The organism is Hafnia alvei (genome assembly GCF_964063325.1).
Taxonomy (GTDB): Bacteria; Pseudomonadota; Gammaproteobacteria; order Enterobacterales; family Enterobacteriaceae; genus Hafnia; species Hafnia alvei_B.
Genome location: NZ_OZ061315.1, coordinates 574,915 through 595,863, shown reverse-complemented (window position 1 = coordinate 595,863; position 20,949 = coordinate 574,915). Strand labels below are relative to the sequence as shown.

Below are 20,949 nucleotides of genomic sequence, written 5' to 3'. Positions count from 1 at the left end.
CTAGTTTAGAACAGCGCGATTACGCGTCGTTGCTAGGAGTACGACGGCGTGGCGGCTGTGCTGCATCATCACGACGTGGGCCGCGTGGTGCTGCGCTACGATCGCTGCTACCGCGACGGTCATCACGACGAGGTGCACCATCGCGTCCGCCGAAGTTACGACGCTCACCACCTTCACGACCACCACCGAAGTTGCGGCCACCGCGATCGCCTGCTGGGCGCTCACGACGTGGTTCGCGTGCCGGAGCATCACCCATCAGCTGCATGTTCAGCGGCTTGTTGAGGATACGGGTACGGGTGAAATGAGACAGCAGATCACCTGGCATACCTTTAGGCAGCTCGATAGTTGAGTGGGAAGCAAACAGCTTGATGTTACCAATGTAACGGCTGCTGATATCACCTTCGTTAGCGATAGCGCCAACGATATGACGAACTTCAACACCATCATCACGGCCAACTTCAATACGGTACAGTTCCATATCACCAGCTTCACGACGTTCACGACGTGGGGCTGCGCCTTCGCGGGCTTCACGTGGTTCACGTGGCTCACGGTCGCCACGACGAGCGAAACGATCACCGCCGCGTTCGTTGCGATCGTCACGGTCACGGAATTCGCGACGTGGACGACGTTCCATAACTGGATCTGGTGGCAGGATCAGTGGACGTTCGCCCTGTGCCATTTTCAGCAATGCCGCGGCCAGAGTTTCCATATCCAGCTCATCTTCCGGCTGCAGTTTAGTCAGCAGATCGCGGTATTTGTCCAGATCGCTGCTTTCCAGCTGCTGCTGAACTTTAGCGGCAAACTTAGCCAGACGACGTTGACCCAGCAATTCAGCATTCGGGATTTCAACTTCTGGAATAGTCAGCTTCATGATGCGTTCAATGTTGCGCAGCAGACGACGTTCGCGGTTCTCAACGAACAGCAATGCGCGACCAGCACGGCCAGCACGACCGGTACGGCCGATACGGTGAACGTAAGACTCTGAGTCCATAGGGATGTCATAGTTAACAACCAGACTGATACGGTCAACGTCCAGACCACGTGCAGCAACGTCAGTTGCAATCAGGATATCCAAACGACCGTCTTTCAGACGCTCCAGAGTCTGCTCACGCAGAGCCTGATTCATATCGCCATTCAATGCAGCGCTGCTGTAACCGCTACGTTCCAACGCTTCTGCAACTTCCAGAGTGGCATTTTTGGTACGTACGAAGATGATTGCAGCATCAAAATCTTCAGCTTCAAGGAAGCGAACCAGCGCTTCGTTTTTACGCATACCGAACACAGTCCAGTAGCTCTGGCTGATGTCTGGACGTGTAGTGATGCTTGACTGAATGCGTACTTCCTGTGGCTCTTTCATGAAGCGACGGGTAATACGACGAATAGCTTCTGGCATGGTTGCCGAGAACAGCGCCGTTTGGTGCTGTGCTGGGATCTGCGCCATGATGGTTTCAACGTCTTCGATGAAGCCCATACGCAGCATTTCATCAGCTTCATCCAGAACCAAACCGCTCAGGTTAGACAGGTTCAGGGTGCCACGTTTCAGGTGGTCAAGCAGACGACCAGGAGTACCCACAACAATTTGTGGTCCCTGACGCAGAGCGCGCAGCTGTACGTCGTAGCGTTGGCCACCGTACAGAGCAACAACGTTTACGCCGTTCATGTGTTTAGCGAAGTCAGCCATCGCTTCAGAAACCTGAACTGCCAGCTCACGAGTTGGAGCCAGAACCAGCACCTGTGGTGCTTTCAGGCTTGGATCAATATTGTGCAGCAGCGGTAAAGAGAACGCCGCTGTTTTACCGGAACCAGTCTGAGCCATACCCAGAACGTCACGGCCATTTAAAAGGTGAGGAATACATTCCGCCTGGATAGGAGACGGTTTTTCGTAGCCCAGATCTGTCAGGGCTTGGATAATTGGTGCAGCTAACCCTAGGTCAGCAAAAGAAGTTTCGAACTCAGCCATGTACACGTGCCTCATTGATGGCGGCCAGTCTACATAACTCGTCTAGAAAATGGACAATGATTTTCATTGAAAAGTGTGAACCGGCTCAAATTAGATTAAATAACGAACAAAAAGCCCTCACCTCAAGGAGGTGATAAAGCAATTAAAAAGTATAGGCGTAGTTGTTCGTCAGCTATTGCTGGTCCGATTCTGATAGGTCGTCTTGCTCTTGGCCCAAAAGCGCCAATTCCAACAGTGCATAGCGGTGCTCAACAAAGTTATGTACGTTGTTGGCAACCGTCAGTTTGAACAGCGCAGAGGCACTGCTCTTGTCCCCCAGACTCAGGTAATATTTACCTAAATAGAAGTCAGTTTCACTGAGATGCTCAGCGAGCGAAGTGTTATCCGTTGCATCTTCCTGTAAGCGTGTCATCAATGTTTTCTGATTGATGGTGCCCAGGTAGAATTCGACAATATTCCATCCCCATTGATTCCTGTTCGCCTTGTTATATCGCTGTTCCAGCGAGGCAGTGGCTTTCTTTGGATCGATTTCACGTTCCACAAGGTAAAGCCATAACGAACGGAATGGATCATTGGGATCGTCTTGATAAAACGCCTGCAGATCATCCTGCGCTAACGGGTATCGACCACCATAATACAGTGCGATGCCTCGGTTTAAACGCGCGTAGTTATAAGTTGGATCAAGCTCTAGTACAGAATCAAACGCTTCATAGGCGGCATCAAAATTGCCAGCCTGCGTTAAGTAAATCCCCAGATAGTTAAAAACTTCTGGCATATCAGGACGAATAGCCAGCGCTTGCGAAAAATCGTTACGCGCTAAAGCCCTCAGTCCGAGACTATCATACAGTACTCCGCGCTCATATAAAAGCTGTGCGCGTTCATCATCTGTCAATGCACGGCTGGCAAGGATTTGTTCCATGCGCGCCAGCATGACTTCCTGTTGCAGCGAAGGCTGTAACGGAATTGCTAGTACTTCGTCTTTACGCCAATCAAGGTTGCTGCATCCTGCCAGCAGAATTGCTGTCGCAACGTAACACCAGCGCAAGATAGGCTTCATTTCCCAACTCCCGAAGACCAACATCGGATTGATTTCCTATCATCCATATAAGCAAATACATCCTGTATTTGCGTAACAAACGGCTTCCCACCTATGCAGGAAGCCGTAATACTGAACGGCTTGTTATTCAGCAGCTGGAGCAGCAGCCTGTTCTGGCGCGCTTGCTTCTTTGATGCTCAGGCGGACGCGACCCTGACGGTCAACTTCCAATACCTTAACAGGAACATCTTGACCCATCTGCAGATAGTCAGTCACTTTCTCAACACGCTTGTCAGCGATCTGAGAAATATGAACCAGACCTTCTTTACCGCCACCGATAGCAACAAATGCACCGAAATCAACGATACGGGTTACTTTACCCTGATAGATGCGGCCAACTTCGATTTCAGCAGTAATTTCTTCGATGCGACGAATAGCATGTTTCGCTTTTTCGTTGTCGGTTGCTGCAATTTTAATCGTACCATCATCTTCGATTTCGATAGTTGTTCCAGTTTCGTCAGTCAGTGCACGAATCACAGAACCACCTTTACCGATGACATCTTTGATCTTCTCAGGATTGATCTTGATGGTATGGATACGTGGAGCGAATTCAGAAATATCGCCACGCGGCGCATTAATCGCCTGTTCCATTACACCCAGAATGTGCAGACGTGCACCTTTAGCCTGATTCAGAGCCACCTGCATGATTTCGCGGGTGATGCCTTCGATTTTAATATCCATCTGCAGTGCAGTGATACCTTCGCGGCTACCTGCAACTTTGAAGTCCATGTCGCCCAGATGATCTTCGTCACCCAGAATATCAGACAGAACAACGAAGTTTTCGTCTTCTTTAACCAGACCCATAGCGATACCAGCAACGGCCGCTTTGATCGGTACGCCTGCGTCCATCAGTGCCAGTGAAGCACCACAAACAGAGGCCATAGAAGAAGAACCGTTAGATTCGGTGATTTCTGAAACCACACGAACGGTGTACGGGAATTCGTCTTGCTTAGGCATTACTGCCAGCACGCCGCGCTTCGCCAAACGACCGTGACCAATTTCACGACGCTTAGGTGAGCCCATCATGCCAGTTTCCCCTACGGAGTACGGAGGGAAGTTATAGTGTAGCAGGAAGCGGTCAGTCTGCTCGCCGGTCAGGCCATCAATGTTCTGAGCATCACGTTCTGTACCCAGAGTTGCGGTAACCAGAGCCTGAGTTTCACCACGAGTGAACAGTGCAGAACCATGGGTGCGAGGCAGTACGCCAGTGCGAACGTCCAGACCACGGATCATATCTTTTTCACGGCCATCGATACGTGGCTCGCCACGCAGCACACGGCTACGTACGACATTTTTCTCCAGTGAACCCAGAACATCAGCGATTTCGCCAGCGCTCAGAGATTCGTCTTCAGCCTGCAGAGCAGCGATAACGTCAGCTTTGATCTGATCAACCTGAGCGTAACGAGCCTGTTTTTCAGTGATGTGGTATGCATCGCCGATACGGGTTTCAGCCAGAGCAGCAACGCGCGCGTGCAGCGCTTCGTTAACAGCTGGAGCAGCCCATTCCCAACGTGGCTTGCCAGCTTCAGCAACCAACGCCTTGATGTTTTCAATAACAACCTGCTGCTGATCGTGACCGAATACAACGGCACCCAGCATCTGGTCTTCGCTCAGCAGTTGAGCTTCAGATTCAACCATCAGCACTGCGCCTTCGGTACCTGCAACAACCAGATCCAGCTTGCTTTCTTGCAGCTCATCTGTTGTTGGGTTCAGCACATACTGGTCGTTGATGTAACCAACGCGGGCTGCACCGATTGGGCCATTGAATGGAATACCAGACAGGCTCAGGGCAGCAGAAGCACCGATCATCGCAACGATGTCTGGGCTAACCTGCGGGTTTACAGAAACAACGGTAGCAACTACCTGAACTTCGTTCAGGAAGCCTTCTGGGAACAGTGGGCGAACTGGGCGGTCAATCAGACGCGCAATCAGAGTTTCGCCTTCACCAGGACGGCCTTCACGACGGAAGAAACCACCTGGGAAACGACCAGCAGCGTAAGTACGCTCCTGATAGTTAACGGTCAGAGGGAAGAAGCTCTGGCCTTCTTTAGCTTTTTTAGCACCAACAACGGTAACGAATACCGCGGTATCATCCATGGTAACCATTACAGCAGCAGTGGCTTGGCGAGCCATCATGCCAGTTTCCAGCGTTACGGTATTCTGACCGTATTGGAATTTGCGAACGATAGGATTCAGCAAAGTATTTTCCTTATCTTTATAAGTTTAATGGCGCCATCAAAGCACCATCACGCTTTTGCCTTCGATCACTTTGTTGCATTCTCGCGACTAATGGAAATCACTGGTCATCCAGAGACTTGCATTAGCCGCGCGAACATCTGCAAAAAGGATCGTCACTCGGCATGCGTTATCAGCAACAGTCTAACCGACTCAAGTTTTAACGCTTATTTCTTTAACAGCAACGATTTTAACAACCGAATTTGAGTTAACTACAATACATTAACCTGATTCGCAATTGCTTCCTAGAAGAAAGGGGCCAATCTAGGCCCCTTTACTTCAGAAAATCGTTTGGACTAGCGACGCAGACCCAGACGTTCGATCAGGCTGGTGTAGCGAGCTACATCTTTACGCTTGAGGTAATCCAGCAGCTTACGACGCTGAGAAACCATACGCAGCAGACCACGACGGCTGTGGTGATCTTTTTTGTGTTCAGCGAAGTGACCTTGCAGGTGGTTGATCTGTGCAGTTAACAGAGCAACCTGAACTTCGGTGGAACCGCTGTCGTTAGCGTCACGACCGAAGTCAGCAACGATTTGAGCTTTAGCTTCAACACTTAGAGACATTATAGAACTCCAAATTCATAAAACGATTAAAAAGGCGGGCGCCGATCTCTAATTCAGCTGCCCAATACATAAGCCGCGCTATTCTACTCTGAGCGCAATAAGATCGCAACAAAGCACCTTATCGTCTTCAGAGCACCTTACTCTTCAGGAACGCGTTCTTCTACTACTAGGCGACGTGGTGCCAAGCGTCCTTGGTCATCCACTTCGCCAACGCCGATAAATCGACGTTTCTCACCCACATTGATGCGCACCATACCTTCAGCAGGCAAACCTTGCACCTGCACTGGCTGTCCTTGAAGAACATAGGCGGCAACCACATCGGTTAGATTAATTTCCGGCAAATGAGACGCAGCGGTATCCATCGGCAACAGCAGCGGATCGAGAACCGTTCTAGGTTCAATGCCAGCCTCTTCGGCAGCGGCGACCATTTGCTGCAATTGCTCCAGAGAAACCATGCGCTCTGACGGATAATTAGAAACCTGTACACGACGCAAATAGATGACGTGTGCACCACAACCTAAAACCTCACCCAAATCATCAATGATGGTTCGGATATAAGTACCTTTCGAGCAGTGGATTTCTAACTCTAACTCATCGCCTTCCCAGCGGATAAACTGCAACTCATACACCGTAATGTCGCGAGCTTCACGTGGGACATCAATGCCCTGACGCGCATACTCATACAGCGGCTTACCTTGGTGTTTAAGCGCAGAGTACATCGATGGAATTTGTTGGCTATCACCACGGAACTGCTCCAGCGCCGCATCCAGTTGTTCCTGAGTAAACTCCACAGGACGTTCCTGAACCACTTCGCCATCAGCATCCGAGGTATTCGTTCTTTGCCCTAAACGCGCAATCACGCGGTAGCGTTTATCGGCATCCAGCAAGAACTGAGAAAATTTGGTCGATTCGCCTAAACAAATAGGCAGCATACCGGTTGCTAAAGGATCTAGTGCACCGGTATGGCCTGCTTTATTGGCGTTATAGATGCGTTTTACTTTCTGCAAAACGTCATTTGAGGATAGACCTTGGTGTTTGTCTAATAACAGAACGCCGTTAATATCACGGCCGCGACGGCGAGGTCGTGACATTATTCCTCCTCAGCGTTACCTGAAGTATCACCTGACGCAGAGCGACGCTCTTCGTCATTTTTCACAACGCTAGTCACCAAGTTAGACATACGCATACCTTCAACTAAAGAGTTGTCGTATGCGAAAGTCAGCTCAGGTACAACACGCAGACGCATTGCTTTACCAATCAGCATGCGGATAAAGCCAGAGGCTTCATGCAGCGCTTTAAGGCCGACTCGAACAGCGTTTGGATCGCTATCATTCAAGAAAGTGACAAACACTTTGGCATAAGCCAAATCGCGGGATACTTCAACGCCAGATACCGTCACCATGCCGATGCGGGGATCTTTAACTTCACGTTGCAAAATGATCGCAATCTCTTTCTGCATCTCTTGAGATACACGCTGAGTACGGCTGAATTCTTTTGCCATTATGGATTCCTCCCAGACGAATCGGGGGGCATTAAGCCCCCCAAAGATATTATAAGCTGAGCGCTTACCTAATTACTCAATGGTACGCTTAACTTCGATGATTTCGAATACTTCGATCATATCGCCAGTGCGAACGTCGTTGTAGTTCTTAACACCGATACCACATTCCATACCGTTACGGACTTCGTTAACGTCATCTTTGAAGCGGCGCAGAGATTCCAGCTCGCCTTCATAGATAACCACGTTGTCACGCAGAACGCGGATTGGGTTGTGACGTTTAACGACGCCTTCAGTAACCATACAGCCTGCGATAGCACCAAACTTAGGTGATTTGAATACGTCACGAACTTCGGCCAAGCCGATGATTTCTTGACGATATTCAGGCGCTAACATACCGCTCATCGCCTGCTTAACTTCGTCAATCAGGTTATAGATGACGGAGTAGTAACGCAGATCCAGGCTTTCAGTTTCAATCACGCGGCGCGCAGAAGCGTCGGCACGAACGTTGAAGCCAAGGATGATAGCGTTAGATGCAGCGGCCAGAGTCGCGTCAGTTTCAGTGATGCCGCCCACGCCGGAGCCAACAATTTTCACTTTCACTTCATCGGTAGACAGACCTAACAATGCATCGGAAATCGCTTCGCAAGAACCCTGTACGTCAGATTTCAGTACGATGTTCAGTTCAGAAACTTCACCTTCGCTCATGTTCGCAAACATGTTTTCCAGTTTAGATTTCTGCTGACGAGCCAGTTTAACTTCGCGGAATTTACCCTGACGATACAGAGCAACTTCACGGGCTTTTTTCTCGTCACGAACAACGGTCGCTTCGTCACCGGCAGCAGGAACGCTGGACAGACCCAGAATTTCTACAGGGATAGAAGGACCCGCAGAGGTCACTTCGCGGCCCATTTCGTCGCGCATCGCACGCACACGGCCATACTCGAAGCCACACAGAACGATATCGCCTTTGTTCAGCGTACCTTCTTGAACCAGAACAGTTGCAACCGGACCGCGACCTTTATCCAGGAAGGATTCGATAACAACGCCGCTCGCCATACCGCTGCGAACTGCTTTCAATTCCAGAACTTCTGCCTGCAGCAGGATAGCATCCAGCAGATCATCAATACCGGTACCCGCTTTAGCCGATACTGGGATGAACTGAGACTCGCCGCCCCACTCTTCTGGCATTACGCCGTACTGGGACAGTTCGTTTTTAACGCGATCCATATCCGCTTCAGGCTTATCGATTTTGTTCACAGCAACAACAACCGGCACTTTTGCCGCTTTAGCATGCTGGATTGCTTCGATAGTCTGTGGCATTACGCCATCGTCGGCAGCAACAACCAGAACAACGATGTCTGTAGCCTGAGCACCACGAGCACGCATAGAAGTAAATGCGGCGTGACCTGGGGTATCCAGGAAGGTGATCATACCGTTGTCGGTTTCTACGTGGTAAGCACCGATGTGCTGAGTAATACCACCTGCTTCGCCCGATGCCACTTTCGTGGAGCGGATGTAGTCCAGCAGGGAAGTTTTACCGTGGTCAACGTGGCCCATGATGGTTACAACTGGAGCACGTGGCTCAGCGGCTGCACCGGTATCACGGTCGCTCATTACTGCTTCTTCCAGCTCGTTTTCACGACGCAGGATAACTTTATGGCCCATTTCTTCAGCAACCATCTGAGCAGTTTCCTGATCGATGACCTGATTGATGGTAGCCATAGCGCCCATTTTCATCATTGCTTTGATGACTTGGGAGCCTTTAACAGCCATTTTGTTAGCCAGTTCTGCAACGGTAATGGTTTCGCCAATGATGACGTCACGGTTAACCGCTTGAGCAGGCTTGTTGAAGCCTTGCTGCAGAGTGCTTGGTTTACGTTTGCCTTTACCACCACGAGTCTGAGCACGCGCTTCTTCACGATCGGCTTTAGATTCAGACAGTTTATTGCCTTTCTTCTGCTTAGTCGCTTTGGTTGCGGTACGTGCACGAGCGCGACCAGCTTCAACCTGACGGTCGTTTTCATCTTCTGCTTCGCGAGCATGATGAGAAGTGGTTACGTGGTAGTCAGAAGTATCTTCTGCGGTCTCTGCTTCTGGCGCTTTGCCTTCGTTAGCTTCAGCCATTTTGCGAGCTTCTTCAGAAACACGCTTAGCGTCTTCTTCAAGCTTACGCAGTGCTTCTTCTTCAGCTTTGCGTTTCAGTACAGCAGCTTCGGCTTCACGGCGCGCTTTCTCAGCATGCGCAGCTTTGGTTTTTTCGTCGGTATTTTGATTCGTCACTTTTTCACTTTCCGCTGCGCCACGCTTAGCTTTATCAGCGGCCTCACGTTTGGCTTGCTCTTCCAGGTTACGTTTCGCCTGATCTTCAGCAATACGCTTCGCTTTTTCTTCTGCTTCACGTTTTGCTTTCTCTTCAGTCTCACGACGAGCCTGCTCTTCCGCTTCACGCTGTGCCTGTGCTTCTGCTTCAGCCTGTTCAGCTGCAGCATCGCCTTTTACATAAGTGCGCTTTTTGCGGACCTCAATTTGCACGGCTTTGCTTTTTCCGCCGGTGCTTGGAACATTCAATGTGCTGCGTGTTTTACGCTGCAGCGTCAGTTTACCTGATGCGCTGCCATGCTCACGATTTAAATGAGCTAATAATGTTTCTCTTTCCTGTGGGCTCACAGAATCATTTTCTGACTTCTTAATCCCTGCATCAGCTAACTGCTGTACCAGGCGATCAACGGAAGTCTGTATCTCTGCTGCCAGTGATTTTACGGTTACTTCTGTCATGCTGTTCCTTCCCGCTACAGTTCATTATTCACTATCGCCAAACCAGCAAATATTGCGCGCAGCCATAATCAGCTCGCCAGCCTTTTCACTATTCAGGCCTTCAATATCGGCTAGATCGTCGATGCCCTGCTCGGCAAGATCTTCCAGCGTACAAACCCCACGAGCGGCCATTTTAAAGGCGATACCACGGTCTAAACCTTCCAGACCCAACAGGTCGTCGGCTGGCTTTTGATCACCCAGGCTTTCTTCCTGAGCCAAAGCCAGAGTGGTTAACGCATTTTTTGCGCGCTCGCGCAAAGCGTCTACCGTATCTTCATCCAGACCGTCAATGGCCAACAGTTCCTGTTCAGGAACGTAAGCCAGTTCTTCCAGAGTAGAGAAGCCTTCTTCAACCAGCAGGGTTGCGAAGTCTTCATCAATATCGAGATATTTGGTGAATGTATCGATAGCTGCGTGAGCTTCGGCCTGATGTTTGGCCTGAAGATCATCAACGGTCATTACGTTCAGTTCCCAGCCGCTCAGTTGAGCTGCCAGACGAACGTTTTGCCCATTACGCCCAATTGCCTGAGCCAGATTGCTTGCTTCAACCGCGATGTCCATTGTGTGTTTATCTTCATCCACAACAATAGAAGCCACGTCGGCTGGCGCCATAGCATTGATAACGAACTGTGCTGGATTGTCATCCCACAATACGATGTCGATACGTTCGCCACCCAGTTCGCTAGAAACGGCCTGAACACGCGCACCGCGCATACCCACACACGCCCCTACCGGGTCAATACGTTTATCGTTGGTTTTCACCGCAATTTTCGCACGAGAACCCGGATCGCGGGCTGCGGCTTTAATTTCGATGACTTCTTCGCCGATTTCCGGCACTTCAATGCGGAACAGCTCGATCAGCATTTCTGGACGTGAACGGCTCACAAACAGCTGAGCGCCACGTGCTTCTGGACGCACGTCATACAGCACACCGCGGATACGGTCGCCTGGACGGAAGTTTTCACGCGGAAGCATGTCTTCACGGCCAATAACGGCTTCGGCATTGCTACCCAGATCTAATGAGATGTTGTCGCGATTTACTTTTTTAACCACGCCGGTGACGATCTCACCTTGGTGCTGACGGAATGCATCAACCACCATCGCGCGTTCAGCTTCACGTACTTTTTGTACGATAACCTGTTTTGCGGTTTGAGTCGTAATACGGTCGAAGGTTACAGATTCAATCTGGTCTTCTACATACTCACCCAGCTGTAGTGCTGGATCTTCAAACTGAGCCGCATCAAGAGTAATTTCGCGGGTTGGTTGAGTAACTTCATCAACGATAACCCAGCGACGGAAAGTATCGAAATCGCCAGTTTTGCGATCGATGCAAACACGAACGTCGATTTCTTGTTCGTATTTTTTCTTGGTGGCAGTCGCCAGTGCAGTTTCCAGTGCTTCAAAAATTTTTTCGCGAGGAAGCGATTTTTCGTTGGAAACTGCCTCAACAACAGCCAGAATTTCTTTGTTCATCCTAGTGGCCTCATCCAAACTTTAAAAGTGGGGTACCAGGTTCGCTTTCTGGATGTTGCTCAGCGCGAACACTTCGTCTTTTCCATCTACAGTAACCGTGATCATCTCGCCTTCGACAGCTTTAATAATACCCTGCCATTTGCGACGATTCTGCACCGCCATACGCAATACCAAAGAAACTTCTTCGCCCATAAAACGGACGTAGTGTTCAGCGGTAAACATCGGACGATCAAGGCCAGGAGACGAAACTTCCAGGTTATATGCAACCGTAATTGGATCTTCGACGTCAAGAACGGCACTGACCTGGTGGCTGACATCAGCACAATCATCAACATTGATCCCTTCGTCACTATCAATATAGATGCGTAGCGTTGAATGGTGACTGCGGATAAACTCAATACCAACCAATTCGAAGCCTAATGCCTCAACCGGCGCCGAAATCATCTCTGTCAATTTTTGCTCTAATGTGGACAAGCCCACCCCCAAGACATAAAAAAAGGGCTAAATAGCCCAGTGATTCTGTTGTCAGATAACAAAAAACCCCGAAAAATCGGGGCTTTATGCAACTGGACCCTATATACTGCCGAACGAATTCAGTGCCGCTTTCTGACAATATTTTTTTCAAAACACCCGTTTGAGTCGTTGGCTGAACGTAAACAGTATATTTGAAAAAAGATACTTTAGGAAAGTGGTTGCGGGGGCCGGATTTGAACCGACGACCTTCGGGTTATGAGCCCGACGAGCTACCAGGCTGCTCCACCCCGCGTCCGAATCGTGGCGAATACTACTCTAATAACGTTGAAAAAACAAGTTATCAAGGATTGGTACCGAGGACGGGACTTGAACCCGTAAGCCCTATTGGGCACTACCACCTCAAGGTAGCGTGTCTACCAATTCCACCACCTCGGCATTACGAAAGTGATAAGCCGTATTCAAAACTTATCACCTTTTACTTCAGTCTCTAAAAGGTAGCTTTTAGAAACTTTACTGCTAAATTCTGTACTTCTTGGTTACTGCTGGCTTCAAGCTAGTGCGATTAGTGAGGAATATCGCTACTTGGGGTTACCGGAGCTGCTGGTGCAGCAGGTTGCTCAGTTTTCACTGGCGCACCCAGATTTTCCCACTCACTGCCTTTCTTGCCTTGCTGACCGCTCAGGTTACCCAGAACCAGACTCAGTACGAAGAACAACGTCGCGAGGACAGCTGTTGTACGGGTCATGAAGTTACCAGAGCCGTTGGAACCGAACAAAGTTGCAGATGCGCCAGCGCCGAATGAAGCGCCCATATCAGCACCTTTACCTTGCTGCAGCATAACCATGGCAACTAAGCCAATTGACACCAGCAGGAAAATTACTAAAAGAGCTTCATACATAGTCGTACCTGTTTCCTTGCGGGATTTCCGCAGCCAAAAGCTTCAACCATTAAAGCAGACGAAAATAAGTCTACTGAAGCGGGTGTGAATACTACCCAATGCCGCCAAGCCGTGCAAGAGCAATTTATGATGTGTAGCGCGATTGCAGAAAAAACCAGCAAAACATCAAGGTTCACTGGTTTTTCATCACATAACTACACATAACTACACTGACCAACATGCTGACAAAATTGCTCGGCAGTTAGTTAACCCGCTGCTTTCACTGCGTCAGCGATGCGGTTCGCCATTTCTGTCACTTGCGCATCATCTTCGCCTTCCACCATCACACGGATCAATGGCTCGGTACCTGATTTACGTAACAGCACGCGGCCACGGCCGTTAAGCTGTGCTTCGACTTCTGCCGTCACGGCTTTTACGCTTTCCGTTTGCAGTGGGTCATGGTTCCCTGCAAAGCGCACGTTGACCAGAACCTGTGGCAATAACTTCATGCCGCTGCACAGATCGTGCAAGGTCATGTGGTTACGTACGATCGCAGCCAATACTTGCAGACCGGCCACAATACCGTCACCGGTAGTTGTTTTGTCGAGAATAATCACATGGCCGGAGTTTTCCGCACCTAAACGCCAGCCTTTAGCGGCCATCATTTCCAGCACGTAACGGTCGCCGACTTTCGCGCGGGCAAATGGAATACCCAGCTGTTTCAGTGCCAGCTCTAAGCCCATATTGCTCATCAGCGTTCCTACCGCACCGCCACGCAGGTTACCCTGACGCAGGTTTTCACGGGCGGTAAGATAAAGGATCTGGTCACCGTCAACTTTATGGCCTAAATGGTCAACCATCATGACGCGGTCGCCATCACCATCAAATGCCAAACCGACATCTGCTTTCTCGGCTAAAACACGCGCCTGCAGTTGGCGTACGTCAGTTGCACCACACTCTTTGTTGATATTCATGCCATCAGGATCGCAACCGATCGCAATTACCGTTGCACCGAGCTCACGTAGCACGCTAGGCGCAATGTGATAAGTCGCACCGTTAGCACAGTCGACAACAATTTTAAGCCCGCTAAGGCTTAATTCAGTTGGGAAAGTACTTTTACAGAATTCGATATAGCGACCAGCAGCGTCAACAATACGGTTTGCTTTGCCCAGCTCAGCCGATTCCACGCAGGTCAGTGGCTTGTCCATTTCGGCTTCAATCGCTTCTTCGACTTCATCTGGCAATTTAGTGCCGTCGATTGAGAAAAACTTAATCCCGTTATCGTAATAAGGGTTATGTGACGCAGAAATAACAATGCCCGCTTCGGCACGGAAAGTACGCGTGAGATAAGCAACAGCAGGCGTTGGCATTGGCCCCGTGAAAGAAGCCGATAGGCCCGCCGCTGCCAGACCTGCTTCTAAAGCAGACTCCAGCATATAGCCAGAAATACGGGTATCTTTACCGATGATAATTTTACGCGAACCGTGACGCGCCAAAACCTTACCCGCAGCCCAGCCGAGCTTTAACACAAAATCAGGAGTAATCGGGCAGTCACCCACTTTTCCGCGAATCCCGTCCGTACCAAAATATTTGCGCTCGCTCATAAATCTTTATCCCTTCGCTGAAAGTGTAGCTTCGACGACACGCATCGCCTCAACTGTCTCTTTAACATCATGAACCCGAATAATATGGGCTCCTTGCATTGCGGCAATCACTGCACATGCCACACTTCCCGTCACGCGTTGTGTCGGACCAACTTTAAGAAGCTGACCAATCATTGATTTACGAGACATACCAACAAGAAGCGGTAAGCCAAAATGATGGAAATGCGCTAGGTGAGCCAGAAGTTGGTAATTATGCTCCAGATTCTTGCCAAAACCAAAACCGGGATCAATCAATAAGCGGCTTTTATCAATGCCTGCCGCGGTGCAGCGCTCAATTTGTGAAGTGAGATAGCTATCTACCTCGGCAACCACATCGGTATAGACAGGTTTGTGCTGCATGGTTTTTGGATCGCCCTGCATATGCATCAGACACACCGGTAAACCAGATTGCGCTGCCGCCTCCAGCGCGCCGGGCTCACTCAGAGAGCGGATGTCATTAATCAATGTAGCTCCCGCCTGTGCGCTGGCGGTAATCACGTCGGCTTTTGACGTATCTACTGAAATCCATACATCGAAATAGCGAGCAATCAGTTCAACGATAGGCACCACACGTTCAAGTTCTTCTTCGGTGCTCACTTCTGCGGCACCCGGGCGAGTCGATTCACCACCAACGTCAATGATGGTTGCGCCTGCGCTGATCATCGCTTCCGCATGGCGTAAAGCGGCATCCAATCCATTATGTTTACCGCCGTCGGAAAAAGAATCTGGCGTGACATTCAGAATCCCCATCACTTGAGGGTAAGTCAGGTCCAGAGTTAACCCTTGCGCTTTCAGCTGCATGCAGTCTCCATATTTCATTTTTATTTTTGAGGTGGGTATTTGAACGCAAAAAAAAACCCCGAGCAAGTCGGGGTTTGTCTGTCAGCACACCATATTGGCCACATCAGCCAGCGCGATTACTTCTCGCCGGTGTTGCCAGTTGTGATGTTGTCATCAGAAGATGGCGTATTCAGCTGCTCTTCCGCAGGCTTGTTCACTGGAGCTTGGGGAGCGCCACCGTTGTCTGAACGGTTATTTTGCTCTTCTTCCCAACCAGCCGGTGGACGAACTTCGCGGCGAGCCATCAAATCATCAACCTGTGGAGCATCAATAGTTTCATATTTCATCAATGCATCTTTCATCGCGTGCATGATATCCATATTGTCTTCCAGCAACTGGCGCGTACGTGCGTAGTTACGTTCAATCAATGCTTTCACTTCTTGGTCGATGATGCGTGCAGTTTCGTCAGACATGTGCTTTGTCTTAGAAACCGAACGACCCAAGAACACTTCACCTTCTTCTTCCGCATACAGCAATGGACCCAGTTTTTCTGAGAAGCCCCATTGGGTCACCATGTTACGGGCGATTGTGGTCGCCTGTTTGATGTCCTGTGATGCGCCAGTAGAAACATTTTCAACGCCGTAAATCAGTTCTTCAGCCAAACGACCACCGTAGGCAACGGAAATCATACTTTCCAGCTTCTGACGACTGTAGCTGATGGCATCGCCCTGTGGCAGGAAGAAGGTCACACCTAACGCACGACCGCGCGGAATAATAGTGACTTTGTGTACCGGGTCATGTTCAGGAACCAGACGACCGATGATCGCATGGCCTGCTTCATGATACGCGGTAGATTCTTTCTGCTCTTCGGTCATGACCATAGAACGGCGCTCTGCGCCCATCATGATCTTATCTTTGGCTTTTTCAAACTCAACCATCGATACAACACGTTTGTTAGTACGGGCAGCAAACAAGGCAGCTTCGTTGACTAAGTTAGCCAAATCAGCACCGGAGAAGCCCGGGGTACCACGTGCAATAACGGATGCATCAATGTCTGTTGACAGTGGCACACGACGCATATGAACTTTCAGGATCTGCTCACGGCCACGTACGTCTGGCAAACCAACCACAACCTGACGGTCGAAACGACCTGGACGCAGTAACGCTGGGTCCAGTACGTCTGGGCGGTTAGTTGCGGCAATAACGATGATACCTTCGTTACCTTCAAAACCATCCATCTCAACCAGCATCTGGTTCAGGGTTTGTTCACGTTCATCGTGACCACCGCCCAAACCCGCACCACGTTGACGGCCTACGGCGTCAATTTCATCGATGAAGATGATACATGGGGCTGCTTTCTTCGCCTGTTCAAACATGTCACGGACACGGGATGCACCCACACCGACAAACATTTCAACAAAGTCAGAACCGGAAATAGTAAAGAACGGAACCTTAGCTTCACCCGCGATGGCTTTAGCCAGCAAGGTTTTACCGGTACCTGGAGGACCAACCATCAAGATACCTTTCGGGATCTTACCGCCCAGTTTCTGGAAGCGGCTTGGGTCACGCAGGTATTCCACTAATTCGGCAACTTCTTCTTTTGCTTCGTCACAACCGGCGACGTCTGCAAAAGTGGTTTTGATCTGATCTTCGGTCAGCATGCGAGCCTTGCTCTTACCAAACGACATGGCACCTTTGCCACCGCCGCCCTGCATCTGACGCATAAAGAAGATCCAAACCCCAATAAGCAATAGCATTGGGAACCAAGAGATAAAGATAGAAGCCAGCAAGCTTGGCTCTTCCGGCGGTTCACCAACCACTTTTACATTCTTCGTTAACAGAGAATCCAGCAGCTTAGGATCGTTAACAGGAATGTAGGTGGTGTATTTACCGCTGTCTTTCTTGATTACGTTAATTTCACGTCCATTAATACGGACCTCACGTACCTGATCCTGATTAACCTCAGTTAGGAACGTAGAGTAATCCACCCTACGGCTGTTCGATTCGCTGGGCCCAAAGCTCTGGAACACAGACATCAGCACTACTGCGATGACCAGCCAGAGGATTAGGTTTTTCGCCATGTCACTCAAGGGATTAACCTCATATTACAACTGTGTTAACAATAAGCATCAGGGTACTATAGTTTCCGCCCTGTCGCTACGATGTATACTTCCCGCGAACGTGCTCGGGATGCATCAGGCTTACGAATCTTAACCTTCGTAAACAGGGAGCGGATCTGCGTAAGGTACTCATCAAAGCCCTCTCCCTGGAACACTTTCACCAAAAAACTACCGCCAGGAGCTAAAACATCCTTGGCCATTTCCAGCGCTAATTCAACCAGATACATTGAACGCGGAATATCTACCGACGGCGTACCACTCATGTTGGGAGCCATATCTGACATCACAACCTGTACTTTATCCTCACCCACGCGTTCGGTCAGCGCTTTGAGAACTAATTCATCACGAAAATCGCCCTGAAGGAAATCGACACCAACGATAGGATCCATAGGCAGAATATCGCAGGCAATCACTCGCCCGCTGTTTCCGATTTGTGTGACCACATACTGTGACCACCCTCCCGGCGCGGCACCCAAGTCGACAACGGTCATCCCTGGTTTAAATAGTTTGTCAGTGCTTTGTATTTCATCAAGTTTAAACCAAGCACGAGAGCGAAGTCCCTTTTTCTGTGCCTGAATTACGTATTTGTCACTAAAGTGTTCGTGCATCCAGCGGTTTGAGCTGGCGGAACGTTTTTTACCCATCTGATATTAACTCTCTAAACAACAGTTTCATCCACTCAGTTGCTTCGGAGTGTCCATGACCATGTAAGACCGATTTGGTGATACACTGGAGATGGCGGTAGAATGTACCGTTTTCAATCCCAACCTAAGCAAAAAAGACGATGAATCTGAATAACAAGCAAAAACAGCACCTAAAAAGCTTGGCCCATCCGCTCAAACCTGTTGTGCAATTAGGCAACAATGGTTTGACTGAAGGTGTTCTCGCTGAAATTGAACAGGCGCTAACGCATCATGAACTCATCAAGGTGAAAATTGCCGCTGAAGAGCGCGATACCAAAACCTTGATTGCTGACGCCATCGTCCGAGAAACTGGTGCGTGTCAAGTGCAGCTGATCGGTAACGTATTAGTCATTTACCGCCCAAGCCAAGAACGCAAGATCAGTTTACCGCGTTAATACCTTTTCGTATAAAGAAAAGATATAGCACAAACTGAGATGCTTTCTCACCCTAATAGAAAGGCCGCATTGCGGCCTTTTTCTTATCTTTACAAAACTTATTGCCGATTGTACAAACTCTCAGCAATATTCAAAAAAATCAGATGTATTCGACTTTCAAAATTTCGAATTCAACTTCGCCGCCAGGAGTTTTGATCACCACAATATCGCCTTGCTCTTTACCGATGAGGCCACGTGCAATCGGTGAGTTCACAGAGATGCGGTTATGTTTAAAATCAGCCTCATCATCGCCAACAATCGAATAAGCCACCTTATCTTCGGTGTCGAGATTCTCAACGCTTACCGTACAACCAAAAATCACACGGCCAGTGTTTGGGATTTTGGTAACATCAATCACGTTAGCGTTTGAAAGCTTCGCTTCGATTTCCTGAATACGGCCCTCACAGAAACCCTGCTGTTCACGAGCTGCGTGGTATTCGGCATTCTCTTTCAAGTCGCCATGCTCGCGCGCATCGGCGATGTCGGCAATGATTTGCGGACGGCGAGTACCTTTCAAATACTCTAGCTCTTCACGCAGCTTCTCTGCGCCACGCAACGTCATAGGAATCTGGTTCATAATTTAGTCACCTTAAAATCTATTCTGCTTAAGTCGCCCTCATCCTGACGCCATCGATGGATGGCCGGAAGCGATCGGCTGAAGGTTCGAAAATGTCCCCTCAGACCTTGGCGTTGAATAAAAAAATATTAACTCGGGGCCAAAAAACCCAAGTTAAAATCGATTTTGCATTTTGACGGCTATTTTAACGTAGAGTTCAGCAAGTATCATCGTTTACTTTAACCCTAGATGCACCGTAGTATGACAGGCACGTTACTCTGTAGTTATCCCGGGATTATGCAATTTTCACGAATTATCAGTGGATTGGCTTGTGCCTTAGCTTTTAGTACTCAAGCTGCGTCCGTCCAAGATTACACCCAATATTTGCCAGACGGGGCCAACTTAGCCCTTTTAGTGCAAAAAATAGGTTCTCCGACCCCTGCCATTGATTTTCATGGGCAGCAAATGGCGCTGCCTGCTAGTACGCAAAAAGTGATCACGGCGCTGGCTGCAATGCTTCAGCTCGGGCCTGACTATCGTTTTTCAACCACCATGGAAACCCGTGGTTCAATTAGCGACGGGAAACTGAAAGGCGATTTGATCGTCCGTTTTGGTGGCGATCCAACGCTGCGACGCCAGCATATTCGCAATATGGTGACAGCGCTGAAAAAGCAGGGCATCAATGAAATTACGGGAGATATTTTGATCGATACCTCCGTATTCGCCAGCCATGACAAAGCCCCCGGATGGCCATGGAATGATATGACCCAGTGCTTTAGCGCACCGCCTGCGGCGGCCATTGTCGATCGCAACTGTTTCTCGATTTCACTTTATAGTGCGCCGAAGGCAGGCGATACCGCATTTATCCGAGTCGCGTCGTATTATCCGGTCCATATGTTTAGCGAAGTACGCACCTTAGCCAAGGGCTCACCTGACGCGCAATACTGCGAGTTAGACGTTGTGCCGGGAGAGCTAAACCGCTTTACCGTTACGGGCTGCCTGACTCAGCGTTCTGAGCCCCTACCGCTGGCATTTGCGGTCCAAGATGGCGCAAGCTACGCCGGTGCTATTGTGAAAGATGAGCTCCGTCAGTCTGAAATCCAAATTGATGGCAACCTGCGCCGCCAAACAACGCCTAACGCTGCTGCGACTATTTTGGCTCAGACTCAATCGGCCCCGCTGAGCAGCTTGCTGCATACGATGCTGAAAAAGTCTGACAACATGATTGCCGATACCGTATTCCGCACTATAGGCCATGAACGCTTAGGGGTTCCAGGCACATGGCGGGCAGGCGCCGACTCCGTACGGCAGATCCTGCGCCAAAAAGCGGGGATCAATTTAGGCAACACGATTTTGGTCGATGGCTCTGGTTTGTCTCGCCACAATCTGATTTCACCTGCGACCATGATGCAAGTTCTGCAATACATTGCGCAAAACGATCAGCAACTAAACATTATCTCAATGCTGCCTTTGGCTGGTCATGATGGAACCTTACAATACCGTGGCGGTCTTCATGAGGCAGGGGTCGATGGGAAAGTCTCAGCGAAAACAGGCTCTCTGCAAGGGGTATATAATTTAGCCGGCTTTATTACTACGGCAAGCGGTCAGCGAATGGCATTTGTACAATATCTTTCGGGTTATGCTGTTCCACCACAGGATCAAAAAATCCGCCGCGCACCGCTGGTTCGCTTTGAAAGTCGGCTTTATCGAGATATATACCAAAACAATTAGTGAAAT

Annotated in this window: 18 protein-coding genes and 2 tRNA genes; 2 read left to right on the top strand and 18 right to left on the bottom strand. The window is 49.5% G+C overall.

The features are described from left to right. Positions 1–19: 19 nt before the first annotated feature. The 17 genes from AB3Y96_RS02810 to rlmE all read right to left on the bottom strand — a co-directional run bounded on the left by AB3Y96_RS02810 (position 20) and on the right by rlmE (position 18,183). Positions 20–1,960: a DEAD/DEAH family ATP-dependent RNA helicase gene (locus tag AB3Y96_RS02810; protein ID WP_072307788.1), complete on the bottom strand. Its 1,941-nt coding sequence runs from the start codon at positions 1,958–1,960 to the stop codon at positions 20–22. Beyond that, positions 1,953–2,027 (bottom strand): protein YrbN, encoded by a 75-nt coding sequence (gene yrbN, locus AB3Y96_RS02805; protein WP_102961607.1) that lies wholly within the window; start codon positions 2,025–2,027, stop codon positions 1,953–1,955. The genes AB3Y96_RS02810 and yrbN overlap by 8 nt, the downstream gene beginning before the upstream one ends. A 105-nt stretch (positions 2,028–2,132) precedes the next feature. Continuing rightward, positions 2,133–3,017, bottom strand: a complete 885-nt coding sequence (gene nlpI / locus AB3Y96_RS02800) for a lipoprotein NlpI (RefSeq protein WP_025798864.1) — start codon at positions 3,015–3,017, stop codon at positions 2,133–2,135. A 123-nt stretch (positions 3,018–3,140) separates the two neighbouring features. Beyond that, the gene (gene pnp, locus AB3Y96_RS02795) at positions 3,141–5,255 is read right to left on the bottom strand and encodes a polyribonucleotide nucleotidyltransferase (RefSeq protein WP_040046293.1); all 2,115 of its coding nucleotides are present in this window, start codon (positions 5,253–5,255) and stop codon (positions 3,141–3,143) included. A 332-nt stretch (positions 5,256–5,587) separates the two neighbouring features. Further along, a complete protein-coding gene (rpsO, locus tag AB3Y96_RS02790; protein WP_004093717.1) occupies positions 5,588–5,857 on the bottom strand; it encodes a 30S ribosomal protein S15 in 270 nt (89 codons plus the stop codon). A gap of 137 nt (positions 5,858–5,994) precedes the next feature. Continuing rightward, positions 5,995–6,948 carry a tRNA pseudouridine(55) synthase TruB gene (gene truB, locus AB3Y96_RS02785; protein WP_072307790.1) on the bottom strand — a complete coding sequence of 318 codons (954 nt, stop codon included), beginning with the start codon at positions 6,946–6,948 and terminating at the stop codon, positions 5,995–5,997. Further along, positions 6,948–7,358: a 30S ribosome-binding factor RbfA gene (rbfA, locus tag AB3Y96_RS02780; protein ID WP_072307791.1), complete on the bottom strand. Its 411-nt coding sequence runs from the start codon at positions 7,356–7,358 to the stop codon at positions 6,948–6,950. The genes truB and rbfA overlap by 1 nt, the downstream gene beginning before the upstream one ends. A gap of 72 nt (positions 7,359–7,430) precedes the next feature. Beyond that, the gene (infB, locus tag AB3Y96_RS02775; protein ID WP_040046295.1) at positions 7,431–10,133 is read right to left on the bottom strand and encodes a translation initiation factor IF-2; all 2,703 of its coding nucleotides are present in this window, start codon (positions 10,131–10,133) and stop codon (positions 7,431–7,433) included. Positions 10,134–10,157: 24 nt separating this feature from the next. Then, complete coding sequence (gene nusA / locus AB3Y96_RS02770) at positions 10,158–11,645, bottom strand: transcription termination factor NusA (RefSeq protein ID WP_025798853.1); 1,488 nt, start codon at positions 11,643–11,645, stop codon at positions 10,158–10,160. A 21-nt stretch (positions 11,646–11,666) separates the two neighbouring features. Further along, on the bottom strand, positions 11,667–12,119 hold the full coding sequence (gene rimP, locus AB3Y96_RS02765) for a ribosome maturation factor RimP (protein ID WP_025798851.1): 453 nt from the start codon (positions 12,117–12,119) through the stop codon (positions 11,667–11,669). A gap of 215 nt (positions 12,120–12,334) precedes the next feature. Next, positions 12,335–12,411: transfer RNA gene (locus AB3Y96_RS02760), tRNA-Met, on the bottom strand. Between the two features lie 56 nt (positions 12,412–12,467). Continuing rightward, positions 12,468–12,554: transfer RNA gene (locus AB3Y96_RS02755), tRNA-Leu, on the bottom strand. Positions 12,555–12,681: 127 nt separating this feature from the next. Then, a complete protein-coding gene (gene secG / locus AB3Y96_RS02750; RefSeq protein WP_025798849.1) occupies positions 12,682–13,017 on the bottom strand; it encodes a preprotein translocase subunit SecG in 336 nt (111 codons plus the stop codon). A 245-nt stretch (positions 13,018–13,262) separates the two neighbouring features. After that, positions 13,263–14,600 carry a phosphoglucosamine mutase gene (glmM, locus tag AB3Y96_RS02745; RefSeq protein ID WP_367298427.1) on the bottom strand — a complete coding sequence of 446 codons (1,338 nt, stop codon included), beginning with the start codon at positions 14,598–14,600 and terminating at the stop codon, positions 13,263–13,265. 6 nt (positions 14,601–14,606) lie between these two features. Next, positions 14,607–15,440: a dihydropteroate synthase gene (gene folP, locus AB3Y96_RS02740; RefSeq protein ID WP_367298426.1), complete on the bottom strand. Its 834-nt coding sequence runs from the start codon at positions 15,438–15,440 to the stop codon at positions 14,607–14,609. Between the two features lie 116 nt (positions 15,441–15,556). Further along, the gene (ftsH, locus tag AB3Y96_RS02735; protein ID WP_072307795.1) at positions 15,557–17,500 is read right to left on the bottom strand and encodes an ATP-dependent zinc metalloprotease FtsH; all 1,944 of its coding nucleotides are present in this window, start codon (positions 17,498–17,500) and stop codon (positions 15,557–15,559) included. A gap of 56 nt (positions 17,501–17,556) precedes the next feature. Then, on the bottom strand, positions 17,557–18,183 hold the full coding sequence (gene rlmE / locus AB3Y96_RS02730; RefSeq protein WP_025798842.1) for a 23S rRNA (uridine(2552)-2'-O)-methyltransferase RlmE: 627 nt from the start codon (positions 18,181–18,183) through the stop codon (positions 17,557–17,559). 140 nt (positions 18,184–18,323) lie between these two features. Between rlmE and yhbY the strand changes: the two genes are divergently transcribed. Beyond that, entirely contained in the window at positions 18,324–18,617 is a 294-nt protein-coding gene (yhbY, locus tag AB3Y96_RS02725; RefSeq protein ID WP_040046298.1) for a ribosome assembly RNA-binding protein YhbY, read from the top strand. Positions 18,618–18,756: 139 nt separating this feature from the next. On the opposite strand, the gene greA is transcribed toward yhbY, so the two are convergent. After that, positions 18,757–19,233, bottom strand: coding sequence for a transcription elongation factor GreA (gene greA / locus AB3Y96_RS02720; RefSeq protein WP_072307796.1), 477 nt, complete (start codon positions 19,231–19,233; stop codon positions 18,757–18,759). Between the two features lie 276 nt (positions 19,234–19,509). Between greA and dacB the strand changes: the two genes are divergently transcribed. Continuing rightward, positions 19,510–20,943 carry a serine-type D-Ala-D-Ala carboxypeptidase gene (gene dacB, locus AB3Y96_RS02715; protein WP_072307797.1) on the top strand — a complete coding sequence of 478 codons (1,434 nt, stop codon included), beginning with the start codon at positions 19,510–19,512 and terminating at the stop codon, positions 20,941–20,943. Positions 20,944–20,949: the final 6 nt, after the last annotated feature.

Excerpts from the sequence above, each read along its gene's own strand:
- AB3Y96_RS02810 (WP_072307788.1), bottom strand. The coding sequence starts at position 1,960 with ATGGCTGAGTTCGAAACTTCTTTTGCTGACCTAGGGTTAGCTGCACCA.
- nlpI (WP_025798864.1), bottom strand. The coding sequence starts at position 3,017 with ATGAAGCCTATCTTGCGCTGGTGTTACGTTGCGACAGCAATTCTGCTG.
- rpsO (WP_004093717.1), bottom strand. The coding sequence starts at position 5,857 with ATGTCTCTAAGTGTTGAAGCTAAAGCTCAAATCGTTGCTGACTTCGGT.
- truB (WP_072307790.1), bottom strand. The coding sequence starts at position 6,948 with ATGTCACGACCTCGCCGTCGCGGCCGTGATATTAACGGCGTTCTGTTA.
- rbfA (WP_072307791.1), bottom strand. The coding sequence starts at position 7,358 with ATGGCAAAAGAATTCAGCCGTACTCAGCGTGTATCTCAAGAGATGCAG.
- infB (WP_040046295.1), bottom strand. The coding sequence starts at position 10,133 with ATGACAGAAGTAACCGTAAAATCACTGGCAGCAGAGATACAGACTTCC.
- nusA (WP_025798853.1), bottom strand. The coding sequence starts at position 11,645 with ATGAACAAAGAAATTCTGGCTGTTGTTGAGGCAGTTTCCAACGAAAAA.
- secG (WP_025798849.1), bottom strand. The coding sequence starts at position 13,017 with ATGTATGAAGCTCTTTTAGTAATTTTCCTGCTGGTGTCAATTGGCTTA.
- glmM (WP_367298427.1), bottom strand. The coding sequence starts at position 14,600 with ATGAGCGAGCGCAAATATTTTGGTACGGACGGGATTCGCGGAAAAGTG.
- folP (WP_367298426.1), bottom strand. The coding sequence starts at position 15,440 with ATGCAGCTGAAAGCGCAAGGGTTAACTCTGGACCTGACTTACCCTCAA.
- ftsH (WP_072307795.1), bottom strand. The coding sequence starts at position 17,500 with ATGGCGAAAAACCTAATCCTCTGGCTGGTCATCGCAGTAGTGCTGATG.
- rlmE (WP_025798842.1), bottom strand. The coding sequence starts at position 18,183 with ATGGGTAAAAAACGTTCCGCCAGCTCAAACCGCTGGATGCACGAACAC.
- yhbY (WP_040046298.1), top strand. The coding sequence starts at position 18,324 with ATGAATCTGAATAACAAGCAAAAACAGCACCTAAAAAGCTTGGCCCAT.
- greA (WP_072307796.1), bottom strand. The coding sequence starts at position 19,233 with ATGAACCAGATTCCTATGACGTTGCGTGGCGCAGAGAAGCTGCGTGAA.
- dacB (WP_072307797.1), top strand. The coding sequence starts at position 19,510 with ATGCAATTTTCACGAATTATCAGTGGATTGGCTTGTGCCTTAGCTTTT.